Annotated in this window: 19 protein-coding genes and 1 other RNA gene; 9 read left to right on the top strand and 11 right to left on the bottom strand. The window is 66.9% G+C overall.

Annotation, left to right across the window (positions count from 1 at the left end; translation table 11 throughout):
• The first annotated feature begins 36 nt into the window (after positions 1-36).
• Positions 37-639 (top strand): TetR/AcrR family transcriptional regulator, encoded by a 603-nt coding sequence (locus O3438_RS30285; protein WP_269682956.1) that lies wholly within the window; start codon positions 37-39, stop codon positions 637-639.
• A gap of 26 nt (positions 640-665) precedes the next feature.
• Here O3438_RS30285 and O3438_RS30280 read toward each other — a convergent pair whose 3' ends face one another.
• Both O3438_RS30280 and O3438_RS30275 read right to left on the bottom strand, forming a co-directional pair.
• A complete protein-coding gene (locus O3438_RS30280) occupies positions 666-1160 on the bottom strand; it encodes a hypothetical protein (RefSeq protein ID WP_269682955.1) in 495 nt (164 codons plus the stop codon).
• Positions 1161-1232: 72 nt separating this feature from the next.
• Complete coding sequence (locus O3438_RS30275; protein WP_269682954.1) at positions 1233-1643, bottom strand: DUF3592 domain-containing protein; 411 nt, start codon at positions 1641-1643, stop codon at positions 1233-1235.
• A gap of 160 nt (positions 1644-1803) precedes the next feature.
• On the opposite strand from O3438_RS30275, the gene O3438_RS30270 reads away from it, so the two are divergent.
• On the top strand, positions 1804-2721 hold the full coding sequence (locus tag O3438_RS30270; RefSeq protein WP_269682953.1) for an expansin EXLX1 family cellulose-binding protein: 918 nt from the start codon (positions 1804-1806) through the stop codon (positions 2719-2721).
• Between the two features lie 134 nt (positions 2722-2855).
• On the opposite strand, the gene O3438_RS30265 is transcribed toward O3438_RS30270, so the two are convergent.
• Positions 2856-3212 (bottom strand): hypothetical protein, encoded by a 357-nt coding sequence (locus O3438_RS30265; protein ID WP_269682952.1) that lies wholly within the window; start codon positions 3210-3212, stop codon positions 2856-2858.
• Between the two features lie 25 nt (positions 3213-3237).
• The gene (locus O3438_RS30260) at positions 3238-3546 is read right to left on the bottom strand and encodes a hypothetical protein (protein WP_269682951.1); all 309 of its coding nucleotides are present in this window, start codon (positions 3544-3546) and stop codon (positions 3238-3240) included.
• A 209-nt stretch (positions 3547-3755) separates the two neighbouring features.
• Between O3438_RS30260 and O3438_RS30255 the strand changes: the two genes are divergently transcribed.
• Complete coding sequence (locus O3438_RS30255; protein ID WP_269682950.1) at positions 3756-6551, top strand: TIM-barrel domain-containing protein; 2796 nt, start codon at positions 3756-3758, stop codon at positions 6549-6551.
• Positions 6552-6610: 59 nt separating this feature from the next.
• On the opposite strand, the gene O3438_RS30250 is transcribed toward O3438_RS30255, so the two are convergent.
• Together O3438_RS30250 and O3438_RS30245 are read right to left on the bottom strand one after the other, a co-directional pair.
• On the bottom strand, positions 6611-6862 hold the full coding sequence (locus O3438_RS30250) for a hypothetical protein (RefSeq protein WP_269682949.1): 252 nt from the start codon (positions 6860-6862) through the stop codon (positions 6611-6613).
• Entirely contained in the window at positions 6859-7116 is a 258-nt protein-coding gene (locus O3438_RS30245; protein WP_442929749.1) for a hypothetical protein, read from the bottom strand. The genes O3438_RS30250 and O3438_RS30245 overlap by 4 nt, the downstream gene beginning before the upstream one ends.
• A 203-nt stretch (positions 7117-7319) precedes the next feature.
• Between O3438_RS30245 and O3438_RS30240 the strand changes: the two genes are divergently transcribed.
• The 3 genes from O3438_RS30240 to O3438_RS30230 are packed head-to-tail and all read left to right on the top strand — an operon-like array spanning position 7320 to position 9693.
• On the top strand, positions 7320-8267 hold the full coding sequence (locus O3438_RS30240) for a DUF5919 domain-containing protein (RefSeq protein WP_269682948.1): 948 nt from the start codon (positions 7320-7322) through the stop codon (positions 8265-8267).
• Positions 8264-9094 (top strand): inositol monophosphatase family protein, encoded by an 831-nt coding sequence (locus O3438_RS30235; RefSeq protein WP_269682947.1) that lies wholly within the window; start codon positions 8264-8266, stop codon positions 9092-9094. Before O3438_RS30240 ends, O3438_RS30235 begins: the two co-directional genes overlap by 4 nt.
• 5 nt (positions 9095-9099) lie before the next feature.
• A complete protein-coding gene (locus O3438_RS30230; protein ID WP_269682946.1) occupies positions 9100-9693 on the top strand; it encodes an Imm21 family immunity protein in 594 nt (197 codons plus the stop codon).
• Positions 9694-10358: 665 nt separating this feature from the next.
• On the opposite strand, the gene O3438_RS30225 is transcribed toward O3438_RS30230, so the two are convergent.
• The 3 genes from O3438_RS30225 to rnpB all read right to left on the bottom strand — a co-directional run bounded on the left by O3438_RS30225 (position 10359) and on the right by rnpB (position 13497).
• Positions 10359-11243, bottom strand: coding sequence for a hypothetical protein (locus O3438_RS30225; RefSeq protein ID WP_269682945.1), 885 nt, complete (start codon positions 11241-11243; stop codon positions 10359-10361).
• 57 nt (positions 11244-11300) lie between these two features.
• Entirely contained in the window at positions 11301-12794 is a 1494-nt protein-coding gene (locus tag O3438_RS30220; RefSeq protein ID WP_269682944.1) for an RNA-directed DNA polymerase, read from the bottom strand.
• Positions 12795-13080: 286 nt separating this feature from the next.
• An RNA gene (gene rnpB / locus O3438_RS30215) (RNase P RNA component class A) lies at positions 13081-13497 on the bottom strand.
• A 127-nt stretch (positions 13498-13624) separates the two neighbouring features.
• On the opposite strand from rnpB, the gene O3438_RS30210 reads away from it, so the two are divergent.
• Positions 13625-14386, top strand: a complete 762-nt coding sequence (locus O3438_RS30210) for a sulfite exporter TauE/SafE family protein (protein ID WP_269682943.1) — start codon at positions 13625-13627, stop codon at positions 14384-14386.
• A gap of 111 nt (positions 14387-14497) precedes the next feature.
• Here the strand turns inward: O3438_RS30210 and O3438_RS30205 are convergent, their stop codons facing one another.
• Complete coding sequence (locus O3438_RS30205) at positions 14498-15730, bottom strand: MFS transporter (protein WP_269682942.1); 1233 nt, start codon at positions 15728-15730, stop codon at positions 14498-14500.
• A 54-nt stretch (positions 15731-15784) separates the two neighbouring features.
• Between O3438_RS30205 and O3438_RS30200 the strand changes: the two genes are divergently transcribed.
• Entirely contained in the window at positions 15785-16243 is a 459-nt protein-coding gene (locus tag O3438_RS30200; RefSeq protein ID WP_145779582.1) for a MarR family winged helix-turn-helix transcriptional regulator, read from the top strand.
• 85 nt (positions 16244-16328) lie between these two features.
• Here O3438_RS30200 and O3438_RS30195 read toward each other — a convergent pair whose 3' ends face one another.
• Positions 16329-17219 carry an NmrA/HSCARG family protein gene (locus O3438_RS30195; RefSeq protein ID WP_269682941.1) on the bottom strand — a complete coding sequence of 297 codons (891 nt, stop codon included), beginning with the start codon at positions 17217-17219 and terminating at the stop codon, positions 16329-16331.
• Between the two features lie 86 nt (positions 17220-17305).
• On the opposite strand from O3438_RS30195, the gene O3438_RS30190 reads away from it, so the two are divergent.
• Positions 17306-17845, top strand: a complete 540-nt coding sequence (locus O3438_RS30190; RefSeq protein ID WP_269682940.1) for a TetR/AcrR family transcriptional regulator — start codon at positions 17306-17308, stop codon at positions 17843-17845.
• Positions 17846-17931: the final 86 nt, after the last annotated feature.

The following is a 17931-nucleotide window of genomic DNA, read 5'->3' as shown; positions in this document are numbered from 1 at the left end:
AGACGGTCCGTCTCGTTACTGATATCGTGTCGTCCCATGACGCCCAACACGGCCCGCCGCAACGAGACGTCGCGGCGCGCCATCCTCACCGCCGCCTTCGACCTGCTCCAGGAGGTCGGGTACGCGAAGGTCAGCATCGAGGGCATCGCCACCCGGGCCGGCGTCGGCAAACAGACCATCTACCGCTGGTGGCCGTCCAAGGGCGCTGTCATCTTCGACGCCTTCCTCCTGCTCAGCGAGGGCGCCGAGGGCGAACCGCCGACCCTGCCGGACACCGGTGACCTGGCCGCGGACCTCATCCTGGTGCTCCGCGCCACCGTCGAGGAGATGAACGATCCACGGTACGAGCAACCGATGCGCGCGCTCGCCACCGAGATCACGCTCGACCCCGAGCTGGCAGCCGCGTACGCCCAACGGTTGGACGGGCCGCTGCGGGAGGCCAAACGGCAACGCCTGCGCAGCGCCCAGCAGGCCGGGCAACTCGCCGACGACCTCGACCTCGACGTGGCAGTGGACCTGATCTGGGGGCCGGTGCTCAACCGGTGGCTCTACCGCAGCGGGCCGCTCACCACCGAGTACGCCGACCAGGTCGTCACCACCGCCCTCGACGGGCTACGCCCCCGCCGATCCGGCAACTGATCCGACGAGTACAGCAACCCGCGCTGTCAGGCGAACGGCTGCTCGACGAAACTGATCCCCGAGCGCTGGGCGACGGTAAGCATCTGCCGGGGAACGTGCTGCGGCGGCGTGCGGAGAAACTGGGTGTATCCGGCAGCCCGGAGGCGAATGTCGAAGTTCTGACCTTCGATGCGCCACAACGGTTCGGGATTGTCGTCGGGTGGGTCGAGTCGATGGATGTCGGCGATCTCCAACATGTCGTGGAGTGGGCCAAGCTGGCAGTCGATGTTCCAGGCGCCGTCGAACACGAGCGTCGCCGGCGCGATCCAGAAGGTGAAGCGTTGATCCTCTCCTTCAGGCTGCACCCACCGCACGATGTAGTCGAGGTCGAGCAGCAGCCTTGCGGGTGGAAGCTCGTTGTCCGCGCCGTCACCAATGCTGAGAGCATGGATTCGGCAGTCATGCCAGCCCATACTCGCAAAGTCGGCGTCGGTCCAGGTCCCCTTGGACAGGCCCGACAGCGTGTGCGGCAAGCTGATCATCTGCTCAGTATCTGGTACGCCGACAACAACTGGGCCATCGAGGGCAGGGCTCGACTCCGGCCGTACAACACCTCACGGCATGCCGGCGTAGCGCAGTGGGAGCGGCGGTCGCGGCCGGCGCCACGCGACATAGGCCAGAATGCCGAAGGCAGTCAGGAGTACCGCCGCGATGAGGACCATGTACCACCCCGACTGATCGCCGACCTCCCGCACGCTGAGGCAGGGCCGGCTGTCGGAATGACGGACGCGGATGCGGTCGCCGGTGGCCACGGCCTGGTTCTCGTCGACGGCTACGCGGAAGTCCGCCTCGCAGACCTCGCCACCGCTCGTTTCGAACTGCACCGTCACGAGGGTCCGCCTCCCTCGCTGCTCGACGTCGAGCACCGTGGCCTCGGCCTCCGACCCTCGGCTGTCATCAACGAGCGACCAGGTGCCAGCCGCTGTCAACGTCATCGCGAAGGCGAGACCGAACGCCGAGAACACCCGCAGGAAGGTGCGGCTCGGGCATTGACTGTTCATGGCCGGAACTCTAGAAGGGGCCAGCCAACCCTTGCCCTCGCTCCTGCAACGGGCCGCGACCCCGCAGATCCGGCGAGTGACCGCCTTTGCGTTGCCGCAGCCCGGTGCGGCAACATCAGGCGCCGTGACGGCACCAGGCACGGAACCCGCGAACGACACCCCGGCCAGCACACCCCGGATCAGTCGGCGGGTCCGGCACTGGTTGGCTGGCGCCGGCATCACCGCCCTGGCCGCCACCCTCGGCATCACCCTCGTCGTACGCGGCGGCGCCACCCCGGCCTGCGCCGCGCCGCCGTCGGGGAACACCGTCCACAAGGGAACTGCCAGCTTCTACGACGCGGGCCGCTCGGGCGGCAACTGTTCCTTTCCCGGCCCTCCGGCGGATCGGCTCTACGTGGCCCTCGGCTCGTCGCAGTACTCGAAGGGAGCGGCCTGCGGCAGCTACCTGGACGTGACGGGCCCCAAGGGCACGGTCCGGGTCATGGTCATGGACCAGTGCGGCGGCTGCGGGCCGACGAAGATCGACCTCTCCACCGAGGCGTTCACCCGGATCGCCGACCGGTCGCAGGGCATCGCGTCAGTGACGTACCGGGCGGCCCTCAACCCGCCGCTCGACGGAGGCCTCACCTTCCGCATCAAGGGCGGCGCCTCGCAGTACTGGTTCGCCGTGCAGGTCGGCAACCACGGCAACCCGGTGCGCTCCGTCGAGGCGAAGGGGACCAGCGGCGGCTTCCGCAAGGCGGCCCGCCAGACCGACAACTACTGGACCGTCGAGGGCGGGCTCGGCCCTGGGCCGTACACCATCACGGTCACCGACGTGTACGGGCAGAAGGCGACCGCCACCGGCATCCGGATGGTCACCAAGCAGGTGCAGCGCACCACGGTCTCCCTGATCAGCCCCGCCACGCCCAGCAGCTCACCCTCGACCCCGGCCTCGCCGAGCGCTCCCCCGCCCTCGCCGACTCCGACGGAGCCCGCCACGCCGACAGCGACGGTAGAAGCCATCGCCGGCACCGCCCCGCTCCCCGGCCCCCGCTGCTAACCGACCGCACCGCGACCTCCCCGGCGCTGCCCGCACCGGGATCTCCCCGGTGATCAAGAGGTTTGCGTCACGAGGCGGCCTCTTTCTGACGCAAACCTCTTGATCACCGAGCTGGTGGGTGGGGTGGGGGGTGGTCACTGAACGTTTCGGACGGACTCGGCCCGCTTGGTCAGGGCGTCGAGTACGTCGACGTGGGTCGCTGGCACTCGCACGTCCAGCGACAGCGAATCCCCGTCCGGCCGAGAGAGGTCAAAGGTGAAGAACGAGCAGCAGGACGACTCCCGGGCCGTCAGGTCCCGCGCCGCCTCCTCGACCTGCGTACCGCCGTCGAGATGTAAGCGCAGATGCTGCGCCGACAGCCGGTCGAGGCCCCGCACGGCGTCGGCGAAGAACTGGTCGAACTCGGCGAGCCGCAGCGGTCGTTCCGCAGTCGGCAGGGTGCAGGCCTCCGGCACCCACGCGTCGTCCGTGGCGATGTGGTGGTCACTCATAGCCCGACGGTAAGCCTGGATCGGCCTACTTCACCGTGTCTATCTCCTTGCCGGTGATCAGGCGGTAGCCGAGATCCACCAGCGCCATGATGCCGACCACGGCGATAGCTGCGCCGAACAGCCGGTCCAGCATAATCCAGCGCGCCAGACGCTCCTCCTGCGCGGCGTCGGGCAGAAAGCGCCACGGCGGGATCCGCCGCAGCACGCTAGCGGCAGCCATCGACCGCCGCATGTGCCACTCCGCGACGCCGCGAAAGTTGGTGGCCAGGGCGACTCCGACAAGGCTCACTGCCAGCATCGTGATGGCACCCGCCACCACACGCCATGTCTCCATTCGACCCCTCTGGTGGTGTCACCTGCTCGCACCGCGAACGTGATCGAGCGACAGTAGTACTCCGCCGCCATTCGGCGGGGTCCTGCCGACGGTCACAGCAGGCGGCGAAAGAGAGAAGGGACACCCTCCAAGATCCGTTGACACGCGTTTCCGACGAGTGACAGCGTTGTCATCGACTCATTTCCTCCATATGAGACGAGGAGCGCATCTTGCTCTATCGGAACTCACCGCGCCGTCGCGCGACGGCAGCCGCCGCAGCCGGCATCCTCATCGCCGGGCTGGCACTCGCTCCGTCCGCGCCGGCGCAGGCCAGCGGCCACAAGGCGCAGGACGGAGCGGTCCGGTCGGGTGACGCACGTTTCGAGGTGCTGTCCCCGACCCTGATCCGCACCGAGTACCAGAAGGACGGCCGGTTCACCGACGCCGCCACGTTCAACGCGATCGGGCGCGACGACTTCGCCCGTACGCGCTTCACGAAGCACGTCGATCACGGCTGGCTCACCATCGACACCGGCGCGATGACGTTGCGCTACCAGGTCGGCTCGGGTGCGTTCACCGCCGACAACCTGACCGTGCAGCTCAAGGCCGGCAAGCAGACCGTGCAGGGCCGGCCCTGGGCCGGGCACACCGCGCCGGCCTGCGTGTTCGGCGCACTGTGCGAGGCCGAGTCGCTACAGCTGAACGGCCCCGGCGTGGCCACCGACCACCAGGGGTACACCGGACGCGGGTTCGCCGCCGGTTTCGCCGCCACCGGCGACTCGGCCACCTTCGCGCTCGACGCCCCGGCAGCCGGCACCAAGCAGCTCACCGTCCGCTATGCCAACAGCACCGGCGGCGACGGCCAGAACGTGAACCGCACCCTGACGGTGCGGGTCGACGGCGACGCCGGCCGCACGCTGACGCTGCCGCCCACCGCGAACTGGGACACCTGGGGCCTGGCCAGCGTGCCGGTCGACCTCACCGCCGGCCGGCACGAGATCAGCATCGTGCGGGGCCCCGACGATTCCGGCAACGTGAACATCGACAGCCTCGCGGTGGTCAACCCGGGTGATGAGTTCCCGGCGCCGACCCCGCCCCAGCCGCAGCCGCTGCGGTTCGGCACGCTGGGAGAGGCCGAGACCGGCGCCCTGACCGGCGGCGCACGGCCGGCGAACGACCACAACGGCGCTTCCGGTACGGGATTCCTGGCCGGCCTGGAAAACACCACCGCCGCCGCGGCACTCACCGTGACGGATGTCCCGTCAGCGGGCGACTACCGGGTGCAGATCCGCTACGCCAACGGCCAGGCCGGCGCACAGCCGAGCCAGACCCGCACCATGTCGGTCACGACCGGCACGGCGACCCCGGTCACGGCGACCCTTCCGCCGACCAGCGGGTGGGACTACTGGAACACCGTTGCCGTCCCGGTCCACCTGGACCGTGGCACCAACACCGTGACGCTGGGCTGCCCCACCGACGCCAGCTGCAACGTCAACGTCGACACGGTCGCCGTCACGAGCAAGGACTCCCCGCTGCTCGCCCCGCACGCGCCGCTCGGCGGCTACCGCCGCGGCCTGGACGGCGTGACCGGTTCCGCGCTCACCGCTCCGGGCCTGCTCTACCAGGACGGCTGGTACCTGCTCGACGACTCCGCCTCGGCCCTGCGCACCACCAAGCCCCGGCCCGCCCCCGAGCAGGACGGCTACGTCTTCGCGTACGGGCAGGACTTCACCCGCGCTCTGAAGGACCTGTCGACGCTGACCGGGCCCACGAAGCTGCTGCCCCAGTGGGCGTACGGGGTGTGGTACTCCGAGTACTACGACCGCACCGCCTCCGAATTCCAGGACCTGGTGGCCCGGGCGAAGGCCGAAGGCGTACCCCTTGATGTTCTTGTCCTCGACACCGACGTCAAGGCGCCGGACAAGTGGAACGGCTGGAGCATCGATCCCACCCGGATCCCCGACCCGAAGGCGTTCTTCGACTGGGCCAGGAAGCAGGGCCTGCACACCGGCATCAACATCCACCCGAGCATCCTCGGGTCGGACCCGAAGTTCGCGCAGGCGCAGGCCACCGCGAAGGGCAAGCTTCAGCGCGTCGGCTGCAACGGCGGCCCCGACTGCTACGCGTTCGACTTCGGCGACCCGGACCAGCTCACTGCGTACATGCAGCTGCACGACGGGATGCTGCCGAAGGGCAGCAAGGGCCCGGACCTGTGGTGGCTGGACTGGTGCTGCGACAACACCACGTCGTCGCTCGCCGGGGTGACCGGCGACGCGTGGATCAACCAGCAGTACGCCGACAAGACCGGCTTCGCCTTCTCCCGGGCGTACGGCTCGTTGCAGGCCGGCGGCTACAGCAGCCCGACCCCCGTGTCGACCGGGCCGTGGGCCGACAAGCGCACCACGCTGCACTTCACCGGCGACACCACCAGTGACTGGTCGACCCTTCAGATGGAGGTCGGTTACACGCCGGGCGAGTCCGCCGCGACCGGGCTGGCCGCGGTCAGCCACGACATCGGCGGGCACACCGGCGGCCTCCAGGAGCCGGGCACCGAACCGGGCAGCACGAAGCTGCCCGACGACCTCTACGCCCGGTGGGTCCAGTTCGGCACGTTCCAGCCGATCGACCGGCTGCACTCCAACCACAGCGACCGGCTGCCCTGGCAGTACGGCCCGGCGGCCAACGCGTCGGCCAAGAAGTTCCTCAACCTGCGCAAGGAACTACAGCCGTACACCTACGCCGCCGCCAAGGAGGCCACCCGCACGGGTACGCCCATCGTCCGCTCGATGTACCTCGCGTACCCGAACGAGCAGGCCGCGTACGCCACCGCCGGTTCCCAGTACCTCTACGGCCCGGACTACCTGGTGGCACCGGTGACGACGCCGGGCGACACCGCCACCACGTCGGTGTGGTTCCCGCCGGGCGACACCTGGACGGACATCTTCACCGGAAAGACGTACCGGGGCGGCACCACGCAGAACATCACCACCACGCTGGACACCATGCCGGTGTTCAAGAAGCACTGAGGTTTCAGGGATCCGGTTGCCGGCCGGGTGGGGCGACCCACCCGGCCGGTTTTTCCTGGCTATCGGTGTGGCCGGCGGGCCAGCGACAGCCAGCCGAGGAACCGGCCGTGCAGCGTGGGCAGGTCCGGGCGCAGACCCAGGCCGTACACGTCGTCGATCGCCTCCTGCATCGACGCGGCCAGGTAGAACGCCAGCGCGATCGAATGACCGTAGAACTCCGTCGCGAGATCGAGCCGAGCGGGACCGCACGGCCAGGGCGCGGCGCAGTTCCGGCACAGCCACGCCGGACGCATCGGCAGGTGCGAGGTCATCCGACCCGCACCGGACGTCGCGGGCGTTTGGCCGGCAGGGCCTGCATCCGCACGCCCGCACGCATCACGAACAACTCGCGCCGCGCGACGGCGTCGCCCGCCGCGTTCAGCTGGTAACCCTCAATCCAGACCCAACCGTGGTACGTGTGCCGCTCAGGCAACTCGCGGATGACGCGCACGAAGATCGGGCGCAGAAACTGCACACTCGCCGCGGTGGTCAGGTGGATGACGTCGCCGGCCTTCATCGTCCCGATCACCGCGACCCCCGCCAGATGGTCCGCTTAGCTGATCCCTCTCCTGACATGCCCCGAACCTGTCAGGCGCAGCAACCGCCCATCCATCACAGCGGGTAGTAACCGGGCAGATAACTTTCATCCACGTTGGATGTCGATCAGTTCCGGCTATATGACCACCGGATAAGCTGACCACCACCCAGGTTTGGGAAGGAGCCACACGCATGAGCGTCAGGGCAGCCACAGCGTTCACCGTGCCTCCTTCACTCTGGGACAACACCGACATGATCGACGCTTTGGCCGCCCGCGACATTGCGCGCGTCTTCCGCTTGGTCCAGCGCGCAACCCGCGCCAGCCAAACCCACCTCGGCGTTGCCACGGGTCTCAGTCAGGCTCAGATCAGCGAGATCATCAGCGGCACCCGTCGGGTCAGCAGCATCGAGGTACTAACCCGCATCTGCACCGGCCTTGCCATGCCCGGTCACGCGCGGATGACACTACTGCTCGGCGAACACCCACCCCAGGCCACACAGCGTCCTGTCGGCGACGGTGGCAACCGCACATCAGGAGTTTCCGCCGAGGCAGAATGCGCCGACCGGAGCCTGCCGGTTGACGAAGGTGCGCGAGAGCGGTACTCCGACGTCACCGCGATCTACTTGAGCCGCTCGGACTTCACCGCGAAGATGCCACCACATGTCCTCTTTGAAGACGCAAAGAACATCCGGGCCGCCGGCCTGTCGCTCAACATCCTCAGCCAGCAGTATGCCGACAACCAGCTCCTCAAACTCCTGGCCACCGGCACCCATCTCCGCTGCCTGTTTCTCGACCCCGCTGGCGATGCAATAAGGAGGCAAGAGCATGAGGACGACTATCCAGACGGGCACCTCAGCGCGCTCACCGAACTCAACATCCAAAACCTCACCGGGCGCATCCGCAATCGGCTCCCGCCCGACGCCCGCGAACGCTTGACCATCCGCGTGTATGACGAAACCATCCGCGTCAACGTGCTCCTGATTGACGACCGGCTCTGCGTTGTCCAGCATTACCTACCGCAGATGCGCGGAGTTGACTCCCCGACGATGGTCGTCGAGCGCGCCGCTACCACTCCCGGCCTCTACACAGTGTTTGACGGAATGTTCACCTCACTGTGGGAACGCAGCCGCGACGTATGAGCAACTTTGCGCACCTTCTGCCCCTGGCAAACGAGGCTGTCGACCTGGCGCATCACCTCATGCGGACCCTCCGACCTGGCACCCTCACCAGCAAGGGTGACCGCGACATGGCGTCCGAGGTGGACTACGCCATCGAACAACAGGTCCGCGAACTCCTGGCTGCCAAGGCACCCGACATTGGCTTCCTCGGCGAGGAGCACGGTCTGAGCGGCGATGCCACGGAACTCATGTGGGCACTGGATCCGGTGGACGGCACTGTAAATTTTGTGCACGGCTCACCCCTGTGCGCCATCTCTCTCGGCCTTATCCACAAGAAAACGTCAGTCTTAGGCATCATTGACCTGCCATTCCTGGGAACTCGTTATCACGCTGCCGAAGGGAGCGGCGCTTTCGCTAACGGAGAGCGCATCCATTGCAGTCAGGCACAAGATTTGAGAAATTCCGTTGTTGCTATTGGTGACTACGCTGTAGGAACTGATGCTACAGTCAAAAATGTTCAGCGACTCGGTATTACGCATCAACTAGTTGAGAACGTTCAACGGATACGCATGCACGGATCGGCTGCGATCGACCTGGCATGGCTCGCCCACGGCAAGATCGATGCTTTTATCATGCTGAACAACAAGCCATGGGACACGGCAGCGGGCGTCGTAATCGCAAAGGAGTCCGGCGTCCAGTTGGTCGACGTCGACGGGACGCCACACAGTGCAGACTCCACTGCGACGGTCGGTGGAAACGATCAGGTTCTTCCGCTCGTCCTCGCGCTCGTCCAGCAAGCTCTCTCTTCCCCGCAAGCTCACATGGTCGCTGGTCGGCCGGGAGACTGAGCGGTATGGAAGCCATCTGGTCCACCTCAACGCCTTCGGTGGAGTCCTCCCCCGCTTGGGTCGAGTCGATGGGCGGTCCTTTGCTCGCGATACCGGTTTCGGTGTTGAGCGAGTGGGGTGGCTGCACGGCCGCCGGGACGATCGCGGGTACCGGGGCCGCCCTGGATGACTACGACCGCGCTTGCGAGGTTGACGGCCTGGCAGGTGCGATCGCTATCGGTAGCAGCGGCCGGCAAGGACTTGTCTTGGCGGACGAACCCGCCAGAACCTGCTACCTGCCGGAGTGGCGGACGTTCGTCCGTTGGCTCGCCGCCGACTCCGAGGCTGAGCTGATCAACGTCGCGAAGTCCATCCTCGACGACCCTGCCGTCGACTGGGCGCAATGTGGCATCTGGGAGACGGACGGACCGGCGGTGCTTATAGATTCCGTCACCCCTGGAACCGAGGTGACGGTTGCGTACCCGGGTGAAGAGACGATGCCCGAGCAAGCCCCGATTCCGACACCGGCTGGCCGGTGGGCCGTCCGCGCCGTTCACACCCGGGCGAATGAGGAAACCGCGGTAGGCCTGGTTCAACTTTTGCCCTTACCGCAGAGCTGATCGATCGAGCTGATCCGCCGCGATGCGCGCCTTGTCACAGACCGTGAAGGCCTCCGCGACGCGTCTTAAGGATCATGTCAGGCGTCAGGTGGGACGCGAGTGTCAAGCATCAGCCGTGACGGGACAACCGGACTGCCGGCGGGATTGTTCTACGTCTTCAAGGCGGCCCTGAGCGGGCCGCACGCGCCGCCTCCTGGGCGCGCGTCCGTCGCTCCGCTGCCGCTCCGACTCCGGCCACGCAACACGCCCGGTGGCTGGCGCGGAAGCGGAGCCCAAGGGGGGCCGCCCACAGAACGAAAGGCTTTGGGTTGTGGTGTGATGGGGCCGGCAGCCGGCCGGGCCGCGCGGCCAGCCCGCGCGGCGTAGGGGAGCGCACGCCGGCCACGTCGACGAGCTGGCGGCAGTCGCCGGGTTGCTCTTATCGCGCCTCCGGCGGGGGCGCTCCGGCTCCAGGATGGCCGCGGCTGCGTCGGCGGGTCACGGTCCGTGGGTGGTCTCGCGGCAGGCCATCCCGCCAGCCATCGACCCGGGCAAGCCAACCCGCCAGCGTCCGAACGTGCGTCAAGGTCCGCTTGACGCGGCGGGCCGGGCGTCGGCCCGCTCCCCGGAGGGCGGGTGGATGGCAGACGGGATGGCTCTAGGCTCCGTAGTCTCAATGGCCTCAATTAGTCGGGGCTTTCGAGGGCTTTTTGTCGCTCAACGAGGCGAACCACCAATGCAATTGACGCTAAGTAGACGTAGAACAACCAGGCCCACCACAGTTCGCGATCGTAGTCTTTGTACTGATCGGGCTTGTTGTGACGTATCCAGAACTTGTTTGCGATTTCAAAAAACGCGCCCTCATCCTTCGGCAGCAGATGCGCCTTTACGCTTGGGCGGTAGTGTTCTAGAACGTCGGCCAAATCCCGAATTGCATCTCGCCGATCAGTCGGTGTCGCGCCCCTCCGCCGGAACTTGCTAATCGCCGATTCCACGAGGGCGCGGTTATGGGGATCGACTCCTTTCGGAGCACTCTTCATCAGCGCTTCTGTGCCAGAAACAAGGGTGCGTTCAATCACACCATCTTGCCCTAGCTGGAACCCAATCTCACATCGTCGCAATATATTGTTGATCCGCCATCGATACTCTTCCTGTGCGGGCTTAGCATGGAAGCGCGAATAGTGCCAGCCGCAACCAGAGTAAGAGTGAAAACCGCCCGCCGTTTCATCCCCTAGGGAGACACGATCGTGAAGATACTCGATCATATCGAATAACGTATCCTCGTCCCATGCTTGAACTTCGGCGGTAGACAGAGGCCACGCAATTTCGCGGCCGAGATCCAAGAGGATCCGGTCTCCGATTTCCTCGCCCATCAACCCAGCCACATAGCCGGCGTCGACGCATTCATATCCGAAGCATTCCTGCAAAAGATCGCGACGATCGAAGTCCTGCACAAGCACGAAGAAGAGGCGGCGAACCGTGGATTGCCCAAGCGCGCCACCAGGGCGACGCCCCTGCCGCTCCGACCAGTAAGTCCGGTCTGGGTCCGAAATCCCAGAACGTAGCTCCATGTACCACCAACTCCTACAAGTCTGCGAGCATCAGTCGAGCGATCTTCGCATTATCGTTTAGCTGCCAATAAAATCCGGTTTCAAGGGGAGTTTACGGAACGAGCGGTCCTGTAGCAGTTCCAGGGTAACTGCGTTTTCGGCGAACTCACTCAGCCATTTAGTAACAGCGGTACGGGAACATCCAGCTTCTAGACCCGCAAGAGCAAGCACGCGCCGATGGAGAGGATTATCAGCTCGTTTGATGGCCTCAGCGATTACAACGCGTGCCTCCTTTCGGTTCCACTTGGCAAGGCGTTGGGCAGCGACAGCGGTCATCGGTAGAGATGATCCGCCCCGGGAGAGAATAGATGCGAACTCGTCCTGGATGGGGCGACCAACACCGCCGGTCGACGGGAACATGGTACCGAGCTGGGCTGCCGCCCATTCAACCTTGGACCAAGGCTTTCCAAGGTAATCGATGTACCAGTCCTCCATGTCCCCGGTTTTCTTTGCATCTCGAAAGAGCCGCGCTAGCGCGTCTGCGCCTTGCGGCATCCGCATGGCGACTTCGATAAAGTCGTCAACTTTCTCAAAGTGTTTGTAGGTTCGCATCCGGGTAGTGGCGAACTTGATTGAGGTCCGGCTTGCAGTTTCTTTGGCATCAACGAGCCGCTCCACTAGTTCATCGAGCCGCTTGGTGACGAGTCTCTTCTTCCTAAGAAGGAGAAGCTTACCAAATAGGAGTTCCTCGTCGATTGCGCTGTGCTCGACCTCACGAGCACTAACAGCTACCTGCCCTCCCTCAAGTAGTTCAGTCTTGCCGGAGTTCATATGGAGGCCCAAGTCATTAAGCGCGCTGTTGATCTCGACTTGTGCGCGGCGGAGGTTGCCAGCATCGTCACCGAAGAGCCACACATCATCCATCCATCGCACAAAGCTACGCCGCTTACCCGGGTCGCCATCGACGTCGGACGAGTGATGATCCAACACCTCGTCCAGTTGCGACAAGTAGAGGTTAGCAAGCACGGCCGACGCCTGAAAGCGTTGAGGGATACCACTCCGGCCGGTGATTCTGTTCCAATTTACAAGACGGGCGAATAGATTATCGGCGATGGGCCGAGAGCTTGCGCGAGTGACTTTACGTTCAATTTCCTCGATTAGTCTGTCGATCGGGATGCTCGCAAAGCAGGAAACTATATCGGTCTTAAGTGCTACTTCAAACTCTCCGGCTAGGCGAGATAAGTAGGAACGGTAGTTCTCCCACTGCTTGTCGCCCGGGGAATATACCCCCGGAGTCATGCCCTTTAGCGGAAGTCGCCACCCGTATGCGTTGCGATGCATCCCTCCGATCAAGGGCACGCTGAGGTGGCCCACCAGCGCCTGGTAGGCGAGTCGGTCTAGTGGGTCCATCACCATCGCCGGCCGGATGCCGAAGTTCTCCTTTGGGACATCGATCTTGGAGACGGCCCTGACATCAGTGCTCTCAATGCGTGCTTCTATGAAATCGGGTCGGGTTGAGACCACCCAGTCCAACTCGGGCCAGCCCCATGGATCACGGAACCAGTCCCCCACCAGGTCATAGTGACATGCGGCCAGAGCCCTGTTTAGGTCCAGTGATGAGGCCCAAGACACGGCGCACCTACCTCTCAATTGGGCGCGAGAGTCCCAATCTTGCCGAGCCGACCTGGTGTTGGCTAGCCACTATTGGACCGGTTGGACTGCCGTCTGGGCCGTGGCTGGGCCGTATGGGCCGTCACGGGGCCGCCAAACGCCGACCGACGATGCCCAACGGGGACCAGCAACACCCAAGGAAACAGCAGGTCAGCCACCATGTGAAGGCGGCTGACCTGGTAGGCGACGGACGAGTCGACCTGTACGCCGGATTCTGTACGCGACGCGTACCCCGAAGGATCCGCGCCGGCGGCGGTCATCCATCTCGGCCTGCCGTTGCCGACAGGCTCTAGCGGCCTACCCGCAGACATCGGGCGGGCAGCCCTCAAGCGTCTGCGCCGGGTCGTCATCTTGCGGTGACGGCCCTTGCTTGGCCTTGCTCCGGGTGGGGTTTACCGAGCCACCCCGGTCACCCGGGGTGCTGGTGGGCTCTTACCCCACCGTTTCACCCTTACCGTCCCCGTTGGGGGTCGGCGGTCTGTTTTCTGTGGCACTGTCCCGCGGGTCGCCCCGGGTTGCCGTTAACAACCACCCTGCCCTGTGGAGTCCGGACGTTCCTCGGCGGCGGGCCGCAGCCCGCCGACGCGACCGCCCGGTCGACTCGTCCGTCGCGCTTCCATCCTAACGACGAGCGTGCTGCCGGTATTGCCGCCCCGCCAGACCAAGATCGCGCAGCTCACGGCCGGTCCGGCGGAGCTGCCTCGGAAGGCGGCGGCTAGCCTCGTGGGGCTATGGATCTCTCCCACGCCGCGCTGCTGCTCGCCGCCGGTCTCGCCGCTGGCACTGTCAACGCGGTGGCCGGTGGTGGATCGCTGATCACCTTCCCGGCGATGATCGCGGTCGGGTTGCCCCCGGTGCCGGCGAACGTCAGCAACTCGGTGGCCGTCTTCCCCGGGTACGTGGCCAGCGTGGCGGGCAGCCGGCAGGACCTGCCGCGCCCCCGCGCCCTCGCCACGCTGGTGCCGACCACCATCGTCGGCACGATCCTCGGGGCGTTGCTGCTGCTGGCCACGCCGGCCCGCGCGTTCGAGGTGGTCGTACCCTTTCTGGTTCTCGGCGCGACAGCGGTCCTGGCCTTCCAGGACCCGCTGCGCCGGCTGGTCGGTCACCCCCGGGACCTGTCGCCACGCCAGCGGACGGTAGCGGTGCAGACGATGGTCGCGCTCGGCGCGGTGTACGGCGGGTACTTCGGCGCCGCCCTCGGGGTGATGCTGGTCGCCGGGCTGGCCCTGGTGTTGGACGCGACCCTGGCGCGGGTGAGCGCGATCAAGAATTTGCTGTCCGCCGTGGTGGGGTTGACGACGCTCGTGGTGTTCGCCCTGTTCGGCCCGGTGAACTGGGCGGCCGTCGCGGTGGTCGCGCCGGCCACCCTCATTGGGGGGTACGCGGGCGCGCGGCTCGTCCGTCGGCTGCCGCCGGTGCTGCTCAAGGGGCTGATCGTGGTGTTCGGTACGACGATCGGCCTCTACCTGCTCTACCGCGCCCTGAGCTGAGCGCCCGCAACGCCAAGATCCGCGCAACATCCGGGATGGTGCTGCCTCAGCGAGCCCGGAGGCAGCAGTTTCCCCGATGTTGCGCGGATCTTGAAGCGCGGGCCGGGGCCGTCAGTACGCCTCGCCTACCGGCTCCTCGGCGGTCTTCTCGGCAGCTGCGGCGCTGCGGTTCCAGCGGGACCAGAGGACCCGCTCGCCGTAGCCGGCGGCCATCACGTGCGCGAAGGCCAGGTAGACGAGGACTCCGACGGCGAGCACCCCGAAGCCGACCCAGAACGGCAGCGAGAGGGAGTGTTCGGCGAGCTTGCCGGAGATGATCGGCGCGGGCGCGGCGGCGCCCCAGCGGACCAGGTTGAACGCGCCGGTGGCGACCCGCCGGTCGTTGGAGCCGAGGCCGAGGGCCAGGTCGGTGAGGTTGGCGTTGGCCATCCCCATGCAGAGTCCGGCGAGCACCAGCACGACGAGCGACTCGGCGGTGCTGGTGGAGGTGGCGAAGAGGACCATGCAGACCAGCAGCCCGGCGATGGCGACGCCGACGGTCTGCACGGCGCCGATGCGGTGGGCCAGGCGGTGGCCGATCACCAGGATGCCGGCGGCCAGGCCGAGACCCCAGCCGGTGAACGCCAGCCCCAGCGGGATGATGTCCAGCTTGAGGAAGAGCGGCGTGTAGCCGAGGACCACGAAGAACACGAAGTTGTACGTGGCGGTCACCGCGCAGAGGGCGATGAACGCCGGCCGGCGGAACGTGGCGAAGATCTGGCCGACGCGTACCGGAGGCTGGCGGTTGGTGGGTTCGCGGAGCTTGCGGGAGGCCACGCCGAGGGCGAGGACCATGAAGACGCCGCAGACGAAGAACGGCAGCCGCCAGCTGACCTCGCCGAGCAGGCCGCCGATGAGTGGGCCGACGGCGAAGCCGAGACCGAGGGCGGTCTCGAAGAGGCCGACCACCCACTCCCGGTCGACGGCCAGGTTGACCAGCACCACCATGGCGGTGGCGAAGAACATCGCGTTGCCCAGCCCCCAGACGCCGCGCAGCACGGAGAGCTGCACGATGGTGTCGCTGAACGAGGCGAGGATCGCGGCGACGCCGACCACCGAGACACCGGTGATGAGCACCGGCTTGAAGCCGAACCGGCCGCTGGCCAGCGTCGCCGGGATCATGCCGACGGCCATGACCGCGATGTACGCGGTGAACAGCAACTCGACCTGCCACGCGGTGACGCCGATCGCGTCGCCGATGGCGGGCAGGATCGGGTCGACGACGGCGATGCCGGCGATGGCGAGGAAGGCCACCAGCGTGGTGGCGTAGATGGCACTGCGGTTCGGTTCGGAACGCCGATCCACTCCGACTCCTCAATTAGCTGTATCCTACAGGTACTTATTCTGTATCATACAGCTATGAGTGACGACGACGAGATCACCCTGGGCCGCATCGAGACGGAGGTGGCCCTGTTGATGCGCTTCGGCGAGGCGACCCGGCGGGCCACCGGCACCGCCGAGCACCGGGTGCTCGACCGGGCGGCGTACGTGATCCTGCGGCACCTGGACAACTCCGGCCCGCAGAACGTCTCCGCGCTCGCCGCCCAACTCAACCTGGACGGCTCGACGGTGACCCGGCAGGTGTCCGCGCTCCAGCGGGACGGCCTGATCACGCGTACCCCGGACCCGTCCGACGGCCGCGGCACCGTCATCTCCGCCACCACCGCCGGCCTGCAACGGATGGCGGCGGTGCGGTCCGCACGGACCCGGCTCTACGGCGACATGCTGGCCGACTGGAGCGACGAGGACCGGGCGACGCTGGCGGCGCTGCTGGGCCGCCTCAACCAGGCCCTGGTGAACCGCAACCGCCGCCGCTGACCACGCGCGGTGGTGTCGCGGTCCCACTCACCGCCGCCACCTACCGCCGAGATGAGCCCGCCGAGCCCGCCCACCCGGCCGGGTTTCAGGAGAACGTTCGCCGCGCCCAGGTGCGGAAGTCGGTGACAGGCAGGTCGAGGGCGCGGGCCATTTCCGGACGGGCCGGGCTGCCGATCTCGTTGATCCGCTCGACGGCGTTGACCATGGCGGGCAGCAGGCCGCGCTCGACGGCCTCCTGCGGGGTGAGCACGGGAGCGGTGATCGCCCGGCCGGTGACCTCACTCAGGATGGCCGCGACCTCGGTCATGGTGAGCAGGTCACCGGCGAGTTCGACGTCCTGGCCGTCGAGCTTCCCCGGGTTCGTGAACGCGATCGCCGCGGCCTCGCCGATGTCGTCGACGGCGATCCACGGGAGTCGCGTGTCCGCGGCGAAGCCGGTGATGATGGTGCCGGTGGACCAGTCGCCGAAGAGGTACGACCAGCCGACGAGGTTCTCCATGAAGGTCGACGGCTTCAGGACGGTCCAGTGCGCGAACCCGCCGGAGCGCACCATCTCGTCGATGGCCGCCTTGCTCTCCCAGTAGTGCCTGTCCCACCGGCCCTCGGCCCATCCGGGCTGGTTGCGGTGGAAGTCCCCGGCGCCCGAGACACTGCTGTGCACGACGTGTGACACACCGGCCCGGTGCGCCGCCTCGACGACGTTGCGGCCGCGGGTCACCTCGGCGTCGCCCTGCATGTCGGTCACGTCGGGGTACGGGATGGAGAAGAGGCCGTCCATCCCGTCCGCCGCGGCGAGCAGCGAGTTGGCGTCGTCCAGGTCGCCGGTGACCAGTTCGGCGCCCCGAGCCCGCAGAGCCTGGGCGTTGTCGGTGCCGGGATCACGGACCAGGGCGCGGACCGGGACGCCACGGTCGAGCAGCGCTCGAGCCGTGGCCCCGCCCTGCTTGCCCGTCGCGCCGATGACGAGAACAGCCATGATGCCTCCCGAGAAACAAGTGGGGTGGTCCCCCACTTCTCGTCGGCTACGATATGGGGGACCACCCCACTTTTGCAAGGCGGGCCATGAGAGCGGACGCGCAGCGCAACTACGACCTCATCGTCACGGCGGCCTCCGAGGCGATCGCCCGCGACGGCGCGTACGCCTCGCTGGAGGAGATCGCCCGATCCGCCGGGGTGGGATCGGCGACCCTGCACCGGCACTTCCCCACCCGGTGGTCGCTGCTCCAGGCGATCTTCCGCGACTGTGTCCGCAACCTGGCAGCGCGCGCCGGAGACCTGCTCGACGGGCCGGACGCCCTCGACGCGCTGACGACCTGGCTGCACGAGGTCACCGCGTACGCCACGACGACCCGCGGCCTCGCGGACTCGCTCCTGAACGAGCCCGCCGAGGAGAGCGACGCCTGCGGTGCGACGCTCGTCGCCGCCGGTGCGCCACTGCTGCGCCGAGCCGTCGACGAGGGCTCGGTACGGCCCGACGTCACCATGGCCGACTTGATGATCCTCGCCAACGGCATCTCACTCGCCGCGCAACCGATGGGCGCGGCCAAGGCGGAACAACTACTGACCCTCGCCCTACAGGGCATCGGCCGCGAGCAACCGTAGGGCGCGCCAGAAGCACGGCCGTCCCTGGTGGACCGACGCAAGCTTCGAGATCGCGCAGGATCCTTGTTGTAGTGGCCTCGCGCGCG

This window comes from Micromonospora sp. WMMC250 (assembly GCF_027460215.1).
Lineage (GTDB): Bacteria > Actinomycetota > Actinomycetes > Mycobacteriales > Micromonosporaceae > Micromonospora > Micromonospora taraxaci.
The sequence above is the reverse complement of the archived record's forward strand: the minus strand, read 5'-3'. Positions and strand labels throughout refer to the sequence as shown.

Bases quoted from the DNA above. Each gene is read 5' to 3' on its own strand.
- O3438_RS30285 (WP_269682956.1), top strand. From the start codon at position 37: ATGACGCCCAACACGGCCCGCCGCAACGAGACGTCGCGGCGCGCCATC.
- O3438_RS30280 (WP_269682955.1), bottom strand. From the start codon at position 1,160: ATGATCAGCTTGCCGCACACGCTGTCGGGCCTGTCCAAGGGGACCTGG.
- O3438_RS30265 (WP_269682952.1), bottom strand. From the start codon at position 3,212: ATGAGTGACCACCACATCGCCACGGACGACGCGTGGGTGCCGGAGGCC.
- O3438_RS30260 (WP_269682951.1), bottom strand. From the start codon at position 3,546: ATGGAGACATGGCGTGTGGTGGCGGGTGCCATCACGATGCTGGCAGTG.
- O3438_RS30250 (WP_269682949.1), bottom strand. From the start codon at position 6,862: ATGACCTCGCACCTGCCGATGCGTCCGGCGTGGCTGTGCCGGAACTGC.
- O3438_RS30240 (WP_269682948.1), top strand. From the start codon at position 7,320: ATGAGCGTCAGGGCAGCCACAGCGTTCACCGTGCCTCCTTCACTCTGG.
- O3438_RS30235 (WP_269682947.1), top strand. From the start codon at position 8,264: ATGAGCAACTTTGCGCACCTTCTGCCCCTGGCAAACGAGGCTGTCGAC.
- O3438_RS30230 (WP_269682946.1), top strand. From the start codon at position 9,100: ATGGAAGCCATCTGGTCCACCTCAACGCCTTCGGTGGAGTCCTCCCCC.
- O3438_RS30225 (WP_269682945.1), bottom strand. From the start codon at position 11,243: ATGGAGCTACGTTCTGGGATTTCGGACCCAGACCGGACTTACTGGTCG.
- O3438_RS30210 (WP_269682943.1), top strand. From the start codon at position 13,625: ATGGATCTCTCCCACGCCGCGCTGCTGCTCGCCGCCGGTCTCGCCGCT.
- O3438_RS30200 (WP_145779582.1), top strand. From the start codon at position 15,785: ATGAGTGACGACGACGAGATCACCCTGGGCCGCATCGAGACGGAGGTG.
- O3438_RS30195 (WP_269682941.1), bottom strand. From the start codon at position 17,219: ATGGCTGTTCTCGTCATCGGCGCGACGGGCAAGCAGGGCGGGGCCACG.
- O3438_RS30190 (WP_269682940.1), top strand. From the start codon at position 17,306: ATGAGAGCGGACGCGCAGCGCAACTACGACCTCATCGTCACGGCGGCC.